The 13,124-nt window shown below is 52.2% G+C and carries 12 protein-coding genes; 3 read left to right on the forward strand and 9 right to left on the reverse strand.

What is annotated here, in order from left to right; all coding sequences use genetic code 11:
- Positions 1 to 66: 66 nt before the first annotated feature.
- From BD749_RS11310 to lptB, 3 genes are all read right to left on the reverse strand, one after another.
- The gene (locus BD749_RS11310) at positions 67 to 1,551 is read right to left on the reverse strand and encodes a GH3 auxin-responsive promoter family protein (protein WP_101444433.1); all 1,485 of its coding nucleotides are present in this window, start codon (positions 1,549 to 1,551) and stop codon (positions 67 to 69) included.
- A gap of 78 nt (positions 1,552 to 1,629) precedes the next feature.
- On the reverse strand, positions 1,630 to 1,998 hold the full coding sequence (locus BD749_RS11315; protein WP_101444434.1) for a four helix bundle protein: 369 nt from the start codon (positions 1,996 to 1,998) through the stop codon (positions 1,630 to 1,632).
- Positions 1,999 to 2,083: 85 nt separating this feature from the next.
- Positions 2,084 to 2,815 (reverse strand): LPS export ABC transporter ATP-binding protein, encoded by a 732-nt coding sequence (lptB, locus tag BD749_RS11320; protein WP_101444435.1) that lies wholly within the window; start codon positions 2,813 to 2,815, stop codon positions 2,084 to 2,086.
- Between the two features lie 200 nt (positions 2,816 to 3,015).
- On the opposite strand from lptB, the gene BD749_RS11325 reads away from it, so the two are divergent.
- Positions 3,016 to 3,879 (forward strand): glycoside hydrolase family 25 protein, encoded by an 864-nt coding sequence (locus BD749_RS11325; protein ID WP_101444436.1) that lies wholly within the window; start codon positions 3,016 to 3,018, stop codon positions 3,877 to 3,879.
- Between the two features lie 93 nt (positions 3,880 to 3,972).
- Positions 3,973 to 4,257, forward strand: a complete 285-nt coding sequence (locus BD749_RS11330) for a hypothetical protein (protein ID WP_101444437.1) — start codon at positions 3,973 to 3,975, stop codon at positions 4,255 to 4,257.
- Between the two features lie 50 nt (positions 4,258 to 4,307).
- On the opposite strand, the gene recJ is transcribed toward BD749_RS11330, so the two are convergent.
- A complete protein-coding gene (gene recJ, locus BD749_RS11335) occupies positions 4,308 to 6,023 on the reverse strand; it encodes a single-stranded-DNA-specific exonuclease RecJ (protein ID WP_101444438.1) in 1,716 nt (571 codons plus the stop codon).
- 282 nt (positions 6,024 to 6,305) lie between these two features.
- Here recJ and BD749_RS11340 point away from each other — a divergent pair, with 282 nt between their 5' ends.
- Entirely contained in the window at positions 6,306 to 6,917 is a 612-nt protein-coding gene (locus BD749_RS11340) for a hypothetical protein (protein WP_101444439.1), read from the forward strand.
- Between the two features lie 12 nt (positions 6,918 to 6,929).
- Here BD749_RS11340 and BD749_RS11345 read toward each other — a convergent pair whose 3' ends face one another.
- The 5 genes from BD749_RS11345 to lptC form a co-directional block, all read right to left on the reverse strand.
- Positions 6,930 to 8,738, reverse strand: a complete 1,809-nt coding sequence (locus BD749_RS11345; protein ID WP_245869067.1) for a tetratricopeptide repeat protein — start codon at positions 8,736 to 8,738, stop codon at positions 6,930 to 6,932.
- Between the two features lie 167 nt (positions 8,739 to 8,905).
- On the reverse strand, positions 8,906 to 11,011 hold the full coding sequence (locus BD749_RS11350; protein ID WP_101444441.1) for a peptidylprolyl isomerase: 2,106 nt from the start codon (positions 11,009 to 11,011) through the stop codon (positions 8,906 to 8,908).
- Positions 11,012 to 11,085: 74 nt separating this feature from the next.
- A complete protein-coding gene (locus tag BD749_RS11355; RefSeq protein ID WP_101444442.1) occupies positions 11,086 to 12,384 on the reverse strand; it encodes a hemolysin family protein in 1,299 nt (432 codons plus the stop codon).
- A 13-nt stretch (positions 12,385 to 12,397) separates the two neighbouring features.
- Entirely contained in the window at positions 12,398 to 12,571 is a 174-nt protein-coding gene (locus BD749_RS19425; protein WP_180336386.1) for a hypothetical protein, read from the reverse strand.
- Positions 12,571 to 13,107 (reverse strand): LPS export ABC transporter periplasmic protein LptC, encoded by a 537-nt coding sequence (lptC, locus tag BD749_RS11360; RefSeq protein WP_101444443.1) that lies wholly within the window; start codon positions 13,105 to 13,107, stop codon positions 12,571 to 12,573. The genes BD749_RS19425 and lptC overlap by 1 nt, the downstream gene beginning before the upstream one ends.
- Between the last annotated feature and the right edge of the window lie 17 nt (positions 13,108 to 13,124).

The following is a 13,124-nucleotide window of genomic DNA, read 5'->3' on the forward strand; positions in this document are numbered from 1 at the left end:
CTCCAGCTCTCTCACCACCATTCAAAATGACACACCAAGAGAAGACTCACTCTTAACTTTAAACTCTTAACTCTTAGCTAAATTCATGATCTCCTCCAGATACTCGCGGGTATTGCTCAGCCTCGGCACTTTGTGCTGGCCACCCAGCTTTCCTTTTTTGCTGAGCCAGTTCATGAAGGTGCCTTTCGGAGCGGCGTGCACGATGGGCTCCTGCAGGGCAATGTCGTTCTGGCGCTTGGCGTCGTAGTCGGAGTTTGTCTCGCGCAGCGTTTGGTCGAGCACCTGGGTGAAGCGAGGCAAACTGTCTGGCTCTTTCTCAAACTCGATCAGCCATTCGTGACCGCCACGCTTGCCGCTCTCCATGTACACAGGTGCGGCCGTGAAGTTCGAGATGATCGCACCAGTGGCGTCGCAGGCCTTGGTAATGGCCACTTCGGCGTTCTCCACGATCACCTCCTCACCAAAGGCATTGATGAAGTGCTTCGTGCGGCCTGATATCTTGATGCGGTATGGGCTCAGGTTAGTGAAGCGCACGGTGTCGCCGATCTTATAGCGCCACAGGCCGGCATTGGTCGATATAACTAGTGCATAGTTCTTGCCCAGTTCTACCTGGTCCAACGTGAGTGTTTTTGGGTTTTCCTCCTCAAACTGGTCCATCGGGATAAACTCGTAATACACGCCGTAGTCGAGCATCAGCAGCATTTCGTCTTCGGTGTCGCGCTGGTCCTGTATCCCGAAGAAGCCCTCTGAGGCATTGTATACCTCCAGGTAGTTCATTTGCGCAGAGGGGATAATCTCTTTGAACAGCTGACGGTATGGCCCAAACGCCACCGCCCCGTGTGTGAAGAGCTCCAGGTTCGGCCATACCTCCAGGATATTCTTCTTGCCCGTCACTTCCAGAATGCGCTTCAAAAGCACGTAAGTCCAGGTAGGCACACCACTCAGGCTGGTCACGTTTTCGGGCACGGTCACCTCCACCATCTTCTCGATCTTCTCTTCCCACTTGTCCATAAGGGCCACTTTGAGCGGCGGGGTGCGCATGGCCTCGGCCCAGATCGGCAGGTTCTGCATAATCACGGCTGACACATCGCCACAGGAGGTCTTGGCGTTGAATTCGTTGGGGTGGTGGCTGCCGCCAATGGAAAGGCCCTTGCCCGTGAACAGCCTGGTGTTGGGGTAATTGTTGACGTAGAGCGAGAGCATGTCTTTGCCGCCCTTGTAGTGGCAGTCCTCCAGCGACTCCGGGCTGACAGGTATAAACTTGCTGCGGGCGTTGGTAGTACCCGACGATTTGGCGAACCACTCGATTTTGCTTGGCCACAGGATATTCTGTTCACCTTTCATCACCCGCTCGATGTAAGGGTACAGGTCTTCGTAGGTGGCAATCGGCACCCGCTCCTGGAAGGTCCTCACCGACTTCATATCGCCGAAGCCATACTTCTTTCCGAACTCCGTTCCCTTGGCGGTACTGATCAGGTCCTGAAACAGTTCGTTCTGCACTTCATGCGGGTATTTCCGAAACAGATCAATGTCATGAATCCGCTTCTTCATCACCCACGTCACGATAGAGTTGATTATTTCCACTTTTGCAGTTAACAGTTAACAATAACTAGTAAACAGATTGTTAGGCTATTTACCACTCTCTCTAGAGTTAATTCTAGTAGACTTCAATATAGAGAATAAAATCTTACTAAGTTCATCCGCGTCTATCAACATGCTTTCTGCGACTGCGACTTCCAGATATCCAGTATCTCTCAATAAACTTAGCCAATACTTTGTTTCTAAACTCTCTTTGTAAGCTAAAGATATTTTTGAGGAGAAGTCTGCAACAGATATCCCACCATTGGCTTCTGCTACATTAGCCCCAATGGAGGTACCACTACGCAAAAGTTGTTTTGAGAGCGTAAATTCTCTTTTTTCTGTACTCAAGTGCTGATGTGCCTTTACGATTCTAATAGCAAAGGCATAACACTTCTTATAAAGGTTATTGCTGTCCATACCAATATATCATAGGCTATACCTATCGGAACTGACAGCAGAAAGTTGTACAATTGCTTACTGTTTACTGATAATTGCTAACTGTCTAAATTTTCCGCTTGAGCTCGAAATGTTTCCCCAGGTATACCCTACGCACCTGTTCGTCGGCGGCCAGTTCTTCGGCGGTGCCGGATTTCAGGATTTTGCCCTCAAAGAGCAAATAGGCGCGGTCGGTGATGGAGAGCGTCTCGTTTACGTTGTGGTCGGTGATGAGGATGCCGATATTTTTGCTCTTGAGCTTGGCCACAATGCTTTGGATCTCCTCCACGGCAATCGGGTCTACGCCGGCAAAAGGTTCGTCAAGCAGCACGAACTTAGGGTCTACGGCCAGGGCACGGGCAATCTCGGTGCGGCGACGCTCGCCACCCGACAGCACGATGCCTTTGTTCTTGCGCACATGTGTGAGCGAAAACTCCTCGAGCAGTTCCTCCACTTTCTCCAGCTGCTCCTTTTTGGGGCGGTTGGTCATCTCGAGCGGGGCCAGGATGTTCTCCTCTACCGTCAGTTGCCGAAACACCGAGGCTTCCTGGGCCAGGTAGCCCACGCCACGTTTGGCGCGCTGGTACATGGGCAGGTCCGTGATATCCTCTTTGTCGAGGTAGATGCGGCCCTCGTTCGGCTTCACCAGTCCCACGATCATATAGAAAGAAGTCGTTTTTCCGGCTCCGTTCGGCCCCAGCAGACCCACGATCTCGCCCTGGTTCACTTCCACGCTTACGTCGTTCACGACCAGGCGCGACTTATATTTTTTGTATAAATGTTCGGCTCTTAATATCATCGGGCTAATTTACGCATTCTAGACCCGTCCTGCAATGCAGTAATCCTGCCAAGTTTTATGCCTATACCTGGCAGGTATAACAACAGCTATACACGGCCATATATTCAGAAAATCTAATTTTAGAAATGAAATTATTCTGGGTTTCCTGTTGTTAGTGTCGCGTCTTCTTATTAGTTTGGAATTCCGATTAACCAGCCTTTATGATGCTTTCTTTACTTTACCTGGCTGCCCACAAGGTGGCTTATACTGGCTTATTGCTCTCGATGTTGTTTACCGGGCTTATTTCCGGAAATTCCGATAATGCAAAAACCAATGGTGCTGCCGCCAAAAGCACCGGGGCTACCATGAAGGCTACGCTCATTACTTCCTCGAGCCTGAAAGGTATAGATGTGTCGAAGTGGCAACGGGAGGTAAACTGGGACCAGGTGCGTGATGCCGACGTAACGTTTGCATTCGTAAAAGCAACACAGGACGACTACCGGCTAGACCCGTTTTTCGCCCGCAATTGGGCCGAAACGAAGCGTGTGGGCATCAAACGGGGCGCTTACCACTTCTTTATACCTGCGGCACCGGTGCAGGGCCAGATCGAGATGTTTATTAACACTGTGGAGTTGGAAGAAGGCGATCTGCCGCCCGTGCTGGATGTGGAAGTGATCGAGAAGCACACATCACCTGCCGACATGCGAAAGAACATGCGCATCTGGCTGGAGGCCGTAACAGCACATTATGGCGTAAAACCCATCATTTACACCAACCAGAACTTCTACCGCCGCTGGCTGCAGGGGCATTTCAAGGATTATCATTTCTGGATCGCCCGCTACAACACCATCGAGCCCGACATCCACCACGAAGACAAGTGGCTTTTCTGGCAGTACACCGACACGGGCAGGCTGGCCGGCGTGAATGCTGCTATTGACCTGAACTACTTTGCCGGCGACATGAACAGCCTGAACCTGATGTGCGTGCCTCCTAAGCTTATACCTTACCCGGAGAAGGTAATTCTGGCGGAGCTCGAGCAATTGCCTGCCGTGAAGCTGCTGGCCAATAACAGCGAACAGTTTTAACGTTATAAAACATGCCCTGAACGCATCGCGCCCTGCAGAAAGCTGCAGGGCGCGATGCGTTTATTTTTGCTGATTGTGCGTAGTTCTAAGTGTATGAAAATAGGATTCTCTTCTGTATTGATCGGCCTGGCCGGGCTGATCGTGATCACCTATTTCTACCTGCAGGCAGGAGAAAGCCCGGTGGTGCTCGGTGAGATGCAGCAAGAGTCCTTTGTCTATACCATGGGCCTCCCGCTGCGGGTTTTCCTCTTTACATTGGAAACGCTGGGCGTGCTGCTAGGTTATTTGGCCTATAGAAACCGCTCTCTAAAACTCGGGCTATTAGGTATAGGTTTGTGCGCACTTTGTCTTATACTGCTGTATGGGTATTCTTTTTAGCACGAAGGCTTCATGCTATACCTCAGGTGAAAGAATAGAAACCCGTTTTGCTACTTCTGCATCCGGATATCCTTGATGCGCAGCTGCAGCGTTACATTTCCCCTGAACTCGTTTTCCTCTACGGTATAGCATACATCGAATGGGATGCCTTTGGAGATGTGCTTGAAAAAGTCGCCAAAGCCGAAGCCAATGGCGTCGATGTCGTAGAAGCCGTCCTGCGTCAGGCGCAGCTTCAGATGGCTGTCGCCAACCACACGCACACTGCCCGTGTCGTACACGCACTCCGACACAAACACAGGTTTCATGTTGCCCGGCCCGAAAGGCTCCATTTGTTTTATGATCTTATAGAAGTTCGGGGTGATCTGGTTGAGCCTGATCTTGGCATCTACCTCTATCTGCGGAATTTTCTGGTCTTCGGTAATGGTACGCGCTACCACCTCTTCAAAGCGCTGTCTGAAGGCTGGCACATTCTCCACAGGCAGCGTTAGCCCTGCCGCGTACATGTGCCCGCCAAACTGGTCGAGCAGATCAGCGCAGCTCTCAATGGCATCATGCACATTGAAGCCGTGCACCGAACGGGCCGAGCCCGACGCCTTGCCATTGGATTGTGTGAGGATGATGGTAGGGCGGTAGTAGTGGTCGATGCAGCGGGAAGCCACGATCCCGATCACGCCTTTGTGCCAGTTCTCCTTGTAGAGCACCGTGGAGTTCGCGTTTCGCAGAAAATCGTCTTCTGCAATCATCTGCAGCGCCTCCTTGGTGATGTTCGAGTCCTTGTCGCGGCGCTCTTTATTAGACTCGTTGATGATATCGGCTACCTCAAAGGCTTCTTCCTTGGTCTGCGCCAGCAGCATGCGCACCGAGCGTTTTGCATCGCCCATACGGCCTGCCGCGTTAATGCGGGGCGCAAAACCGAACACAACACTTGTGATGTCCATCACGCCTGCTATACCTGCCAGCTCGTTCAAGGCTGCCAATCCCGGGCGCAAAGGTCCGGGCCCATTGATCAACTCAAGACCGTAGTAAGCCAGTATGCGGTTCTCTCCTGTGATGGGCACAATATCGGCAGCAATGCTTACCACCAGCAGGTCGAGCAGCTTAAACGCTTCTTCCTGCGGTATACCTTGCTGGAAACAAAAGGCCTGTATCAGCTTAAAGCCAACGCCGCAGCCCGAAAGCTCTTTGTAAGGGTATGGGCAGTCGATCTGCTTCGGATCCAGCACAGCCACCGCCTGGGGTATGTCCTCGTCGGGCAGGTGGTGGTCGCAGATGATAAAGTCTATACCCAGCGACTTGGCATAGGCTACCTTATCGGCTGACTTGATGCCACAGTCGAGGCTGATGATAAGCGAGAACTCCTGCGCTTTGGCGTAATCTATACCTTGCGTGGACACGCCGTAGCCTTCCTTATATCTGTCGGGGATGTAATACTCGAGTTGGCCGGGTTGGGTGAGCGGCTCCAGGAAGCTGTACATGAGCGCCACAGAGGTCGTGCCGTCTACATCGTAGTCGCCGTAAACCAATATCTTCTCGGAGCGGTGCAGCGCCTCGGTCAGCCGGTCGACGGCGCGGTGCATGTCCTTCATCAGGAAAGGATCGTGCAGGTCGTGCAGGCTGGGGCGGAAGAACGCTTTGGCTTCGTCGAACGTGCAGATAGAGCGTTGGCACAGCACATCGGCCAGCGTGGTGCTGATTCGAAGCGACTCAGCCAGTTGATTGATCACCTCCGGCGCGACGCTTTTGTTATATACCCACCTTTTCTCCATATGCTGCTTCACAAATAAACCCGAAGCAAAGGTAGTCAATTTACTCTGGATTTGGGGCGGCCGTTGCAACTGACACAGTACCTTTGTGCTATTTTTTGTAATTTGCAGCCATACACTTCACCAGATCATGAAACGACTCAGAGAAATTTACGAGCAGTATAAGAACTACTCCCTCGACCTGATCATGTATGGATTTTTTATTCTCTTCATCCTGATCCTGTTCCTTTTCTTTTCGTAATACCTATACCTAAGGCCTATACCTTTCACAAAACGTTCCATGGCATGAATCGCAGACTCTGGCTCATCGTGATAGTCACCTGTGTGCTGGCCGTTCTGCTGACCAATCTTCCGTTTCTGCCAGGCCCAGCTATGCTATACCTCCCTGCTCAGCTATACTTTTCGCTAGGTATGCTTATCGGGTTATTGGGTTTTCTACTTATACCTGTTGGACTGATCTGGACGGTGTGGGCTTTCGTCAAATTCCCTGGACCACGTTTGTCCAAGGCATTTGCTATTTTGTGTTGGGCCTTGCCTGCCACGATGCTGGCATCTACCATTTGGCTCGCTAACCAAACACGCGATATAAGCCGCAACCTGGCGATTTCAAACGCTTCTACCCTGATTGAAGATATAGAAAACCAATTTCACGAACAGGGCGCCTACCCCGAACAACTTATGACGGCGCAACCCTCCTCCCGGGTGATCGGCATCCCGGCTTATCACTACCGCAAAACCGACAAGGCCTATACCCTATCCTTCAACCAGAACGTGATTTTGGGCTTTAACTACGAAGTGGTGGTATATGACCCGTTAGGGGCACACAAGACTGAAGGGGAACTGACTACCCTGTACGATACGGGGCGTGCTAACTGGAAGTATTACATTTACGACTGAGGTCTATACCTGCTAATTAACCACAGGCGCGTCGCCGCGCAGCTTCCGGAAGCGCTTGCGGGCCTCGGCCACATAAATGCTGCCCTGGTGCTTCACCAGAAACTCGTTGTATAGCTCCTGCGCCTTTTGCGTGTCTTTCAGGTTCTCTTCATAGATATAGGCCATCTTATAGAGGGCATCGTCACTCAGGATGTCGGCGGGCGCACTTACTACCTTCTCCAGACTCATAATGGCTTTATCAAACTCGCCAGCACGCTCGTATATGCTGGCTTTCAGAAAGTGAATCTCGTCGGTAAGGCTGTGGCCCGGGAATTTCTGCAGCATGCCATCCAGCCTGTTTTGCGCCTCGCCTAGCTTGTTCTGGAAAATGAGCAGCTCAATGGCTGCAAACTCTTCCATGGCTACAGTAGAGGTATCCAAACCGGTATTGTCCGTGATCAATAAGCTCAGGTCCATGGCGTCGTTGGCGATCTCCCGGCTGGTGGCCAGTTTCAGGATGTCGAGGTGAGCCTGCGCCAGTTCGAAGTCGCCTTTGTAGTAGTTGAGGCGGGCATTGCGCAGCTTGGCCTCGTGCCCGATCGGCGTCTCCTTATGCGACTTCTCTACCTGCGAGTACAACAAAGTCGACTCCCAGGGTTCTCCTTTCAGCAAATAGATATCGCCCAGCGTGAGTTTGCTTTCCGCCACAAAGTCAGGCTTGGCACGCGGCATGGCAATGGCTTCCTGCAACAGGGCAATGGCTTTTTCTTTTTCGTCCAGGTGAAACGCATACAGATTAGCCATATGCTGGAGCACCTCCACTGTCTGCACATTCCGGCCCACTTCATTCAGCAGCGCTTCATAGTCGGTTATCAGTGTCCTGATCTTATCCAGGTTAACCGGGAAGGTGTTCTCTACCTGCTCTTCGCGGGCGTTTATCAGTCGCTGCCGGGCTATGAGGTAATAAGGCCCGTCAGGATATTCCTTGATGATGTACTCGTAAGCTTCGATGGCGCCCTGGTAGTCTTGGTTGCGGGCACTGATGGCGCCCAGCTCCATCACGCGGGTACCGCCGCTGCGGGTGCGCTTATCTACCGACCGGGCCTGCAGCAGGGCACTGTAAAAGTCGCGCCGCTGGATGTAGAGCCAGATCAGGAGCTCGTTGTATGCCAGCAGGTCGGGGTGCTGCTGCACACGGGAGATCAGCTCCTTCTCCAACACCTCAAAGGTCTTTTCGTCCTGCATGCTGTTCTGCAGCATGTTCTGCACATAAATCAGTTCGCTCTCGTTTTCCTGCAGCAGGTTGAGTGCCTCGCCTATCAGGGGCTCATGCTTCTGCCGGAAGGTATAGAGTGAGATGAGCGAGCGGTTATGCTCATAAGGGTTCTTGCTGAGTTCACGGCCGCGCAGGTAGGCTTTCTCGGCGTAGTCAAACAGCTCGTGCTGCACGAACACACTGGCCGCCACGATCACCTCCTCCGGCTTGAGTTGCGCAATTAGCTTATCAAAATGCTTTTCTGCAGCTGCTTTATCGCCGGCTGCCTGGTATACAATGCCTAGATCGATGTTGTAGCTCACCTGCCCCGGGTAGCGCTTGATGGTGCGCTTCACCAGCTTTTCGGCCTCTTTGTGGTTGTTTTGGGCCAGCAGGGTTTTCAGGTAGTCCGGATACACAACGGAGAAGAGGCGCTGGTCGTCGATCAGTTTGCTGTAGATGCTTTCCGCTTTCTGGTACTCGCCCTTGCTGAGGTACTCGCGTGCCAGCGCCAGTTCCTGGTTTTGCGCCATAGCAAAAGGCCCGGCCAGCAAGATCAGCAGCAGCACAACAAGCAATCTCGACAAATAGGTATGGACAGGTATAGACATCATCTATTACAACGTGTGTGCAGACTTTTTGATATGGGATGCGCTCCCGAAAATGAAGATAACCAATAATTTCGGTTTGGCCATAAACAACAAAGGGCCGCTCCGATGGGAGCAGCCCTTTGCTTATACCTATTGTGCGGTTCTTAGAAGAATCTTACACGGTTGTCTTTGATATCGGCTTTCTCTTTAATGGCTTCAAAGGCATTGGTCTCTACGCGCGATGTACGCGTGTTTACCAGCTGCGCCTTTACACCAGTAAGATCCTGCGCCTCCGGTGCCTTGGTCAGGTTAACCAGTTCCGCTATCACCACACCACCTTGTCCCTCGATAGGGGCGGTACGGCTGCCCTGCTTTAGACCAAATGCTTTGCCAATGGCCACGGGCTCCAGGCCAAGGCCAGGTATAGCACCCGAAGCAAGTGATACTTCTTCAGCCTCTCTCACAATCGCATCCGGACCGTAGTTAGCCGCGATCTGATCCAGTGAACCTGTTGCACCTTTCAGCTTTTCGATGATCTGCTGCGCCTTTACCTCGTTGCGAACGGCAGCTGTCAGCTCTTCTTTCACATCTTCGATCTTCGCATAGCCTTTCTCGCGCTTGCCGGTCAGCGTGGCGATCACGTACTGGTCATTGATCTCGAACACAGGCGATACATCTCCTACTGACGTGTCTTTGGAGTAAGCCCAGCGTACCAGTTCACGAGCGTTGCTCAGATTACCTACCAGCACGTTGTTTTTGCCTACGTTGGCTGCTTCCTCAACAGAAAGTGCTTCGTTTTTCTTTACGTTCTCTCTGAACTCCTGCGTTGAGCCGCTTGTACCAGCCAGTTCGTCAGCCATGGCGTAAGCCTGGTCGCGGGTAGCATCGCTGGCATCAAGTGAGCGCTGCACGGCGGCCACTTTGTACGTACGCTTCGATTTAGGAGCCGTTATTTTGATGATGTGGTAGCCATACTCCGTTTCAACAGGAGCTGGCAACAGGCCTTCGGAAGTAGCGCCGAAAACAGCCTTCTCAAAAGCTGGCACCATGCGGCCTTCCGTGAAGTAACCCAGGTCACCACCTACAGAGGCAGTACCGTCAGAACCATGCTGCGCTGCCATTGCCGCGAAGTCAGCACCGTTTTTGATCTGCGCCTGAATGTCCTTTGCTTTGGCAAGGGCTGCTTGCTTCGCCTCCGGCGTGTCGTTCTCTGGCTTGATCAGGATGTGGCTTGCACGGGCTGTGTTCACGCTACCGTCTCTGATGTCTACAATCTTGTACAGGGCGTATGTATCGCCTTGGTTGTATGGGCCGTATACCTTGCCTTCTTCCAGCGGCGCGATGGCGTGCAGTTGCTCAGGCAGCTCTGCTGTGTGCAGGTAGGTACCGTCGTATGGCAGGTCGGAGTGCGTGTTCACGAAAGCCGAGTCGTTGGTCGATGCCGCAAACTGCTCGGTCAGGTCTTTCAGCTCTTCCTGGAAGTAGTTCATATCGTCGGTAGAGGCAGCAACTGGAATGGTCACATACTCCAGCGTACGGCCGTCTTCTACTTTGTAAAGCTCTTTGTTGCGGTTATAGTAGTCTTTCAGCTGCGCGTCTGTTACGCTCACAGCTGAGTCAGCGATCGAGAAGTACGGGATGTACAGCACTTTCATGCTGGCGATCGTGTTCTGCGCCTCGAAGTGCTTCTTCGCTTCAGCTGTTGTTACGTACTCCGACTTGGTCAGCAGGTTGCTATACTTGGTCTGGATACGGTCGTTGAGGATGCTCTGCTCAAAGTTCACCCACATTGGGCGGCCGCCTGTCTGGTCGAGGTTTTGCAGGTACTGCACTACCTGGTTACGGTCAAACTCACCTGTCTGTGGGTTAGTGAACGCCTGTCTAACCGATGGGTGGATGTTGTTACCCTGCACCATGTCGGCCAGTTCTTCTTCTGACACCTGTATGCCCAGGCGGTCGTACTCTTTCTGCAAGGCAATCTGGAAGATTAGCTGGTTCCAGGCCTGTTCACGCATCATGGCCATCTCGCTTTCGGTGGCAGCACGCTGTACCTGACCTTCGTACTGGGCTTTGATCTGCTGGAACACCATATCGAAGCGCTGGTAGTCAATTTCCTCACCGGCTATTTCGCCTACGGTTGTCGCATCGTTGCCCAAAAGTCTGGAGTTTGGCCCTAATAGGTCGCCGCCTACTACAAACACGCCAAGCCCAATGGCGATAGCGCCAACAGCCCAACCCGACTTTTCTCTAATCTTGTTAATTAATGCCATGTGTTATACGAATGATAAAGGATGTGCAAAATAAGGGTAATCGTGCAAAAATTCAAAATTTTGTGCGCATCTGTTTAAAATACGCCATCTGCCTGTAAGTCTGGGTCTTTGAACAGCTTCACCGCATTGATGCGGTTGTCGTCCATCGACAGGATCGTGATCGTGAAAGGCCGCAGCTCTACCACATCGCCCGCCTTGGGTATCTCGCCCAGCACCGAAAAGATCAGTCCGCCCAGTGTTTCGTAATCCCCTTCGGGCAGGTGGAGTTCGTATTTGTCGTTGAGGTAGTCGATCTCGTGGCGGGCGCTCAGCAGGTATAGGTGTTTGGCCGGGAACACCTGCTCCAGTAGCGCTTCATAGTCGTACTCGTCCTGAATCTCGCCCACGATCTCCTCAATTACGTCCTCCACGGTCACTATACCCGACGTGCCGCCAAACTCGTCGACCACCACGGCCACGGTGCGATGTTCGGTACCGAAGCGCAGAAACAGTTCGCTGGCCAGCATGCTCTCCGGCACCAGGCTCACCGGCGACAGGATTTCGCGGATCTGGCGTGGCTGCTGGAACATGGCCAGCTGGTGGCAATACCCGATGATGTTGTCAATCGAGTTCTCGTACACCAGTATCTTGGAGTGCCCTGTTTTGATAAAGGTATCGCGCAGCAGTTCTACAGACTCGTTTACCTCCACTGCTTCCACCTCTGTGCGGGGCACCATGCATTCTTTCACGCGCACCTTCTTAAACTCCAGCGCATTGTGAAATATTTCCTGATCTACTTCCGGCGCTCCCTCCTCTACCGGGTGGTATAGCCTGTTCTTGATGTAGGCGTTCAGATCCGTTACCCCAAACACCGGGTGCTCATCTGAGAATTCTATCTTGAGAACCCGCTCGGCAATCCATTTGCTCAGCTTCATCAGCAGAATGACAACAGGGTACAGTGCATAGTAAAGCACCAGCATAGGTATAGCCAGCACATCGAGCATGCGGTTGGGGTTGATAGCAAAGAGACTGCGGGGCAGAAACTCGGCGGTGAGCAGCACAATAACCGAGGCGAGCAGGATCTGCAGCACCAGTATGAGCGGCGCCAGTTGCAGGGAGACCGGCAAAAACGCCTGCAGCAAGGTATAGAGGATACCCGCTATCACAAAGCCATACAAGACCAAGGAAATAACATAGCCGATCAGGGCGGTGCCCATCAGTTGGGCAGGATGGCGCAGCAGGTGGGTAAGGATGCGGCCCGAGAGCACGTTGTTTTTCTCGTCAAGCTCTATCTGCAGTTTATTCGCGGCCAGAAAGGCTATCTCTATACCTGAGAAAAAGGCACAGGCCAGCAACGCAATAAACAACAACAGTATCTGGTCGGGGTCTATCATGAGATGGTACAGCCTACTCGGTCTGTTTCTTCTTGCGGTAATGGTACACGATGTACAGCATAAAGCCGATCATGTAAATCCAGTAATTGCCTGCAATATCAGATTCCTGAATGCTTCTGTGCACGCCAATTACCATGGCTACAAAAGCCAGCGACAGTAAAATGCTATTAACCAGTTTTGGGTTCATTATTCTTTCAGGCTGAAAACGCCTGTTACTTTTTTGATTCTGTAATTACTAAAGTCCTGGTTCGCCTCCAGCCCGTGCCCCATCAGAATCTCCTCAGGGGTGGTTATCTTCACGAACTTGTCGGTATAGATCTGGGCTTTGGCTTTGTTCCAGTACAGCTCCTCTGTCTCGAGTTTCTCCTGCTTCTGCAGGTTGTGCACGATCACGTTGCCGCGCACCAGGTATAGGTCCTTGTTGCGTTCCTGTTTGCCGTAGTTGGCCCGCAGCGTCGACGTCACCACGTCTCCTTCTTCCAGAAATTCCATATCAATGCCGTCCGGAAAAACCACATCGCCGTTTTCATAGTCCTCCTGCATGGGCGTCTGCAGCCTGATCAGCACTTTGGCCGAGTCGCTGTAAAGGGTCAGCACGTTGGCTGTTTCCCGAAACGGCCCTTCATATTTTTTCTCCTGGTCCGGGTCTTTCAGGTCTGTTCCGCAACTCGCTGCCACCAGGGCAAGCAAGGCGATCAGCACTGAAAAAGTAGATCTCGGCATGCTCTATAATCTTATCG

Origin of the sequence: Pontibacter ramchanderi (genome assembly GCF_002846395.1) — a bacterium.
GTDB lineage: Bacteria > Bacteroidota > Bacteroidia > Cytophagales > Hymenobacteraceae > Pontibacter > Pontibacter ramchanderi.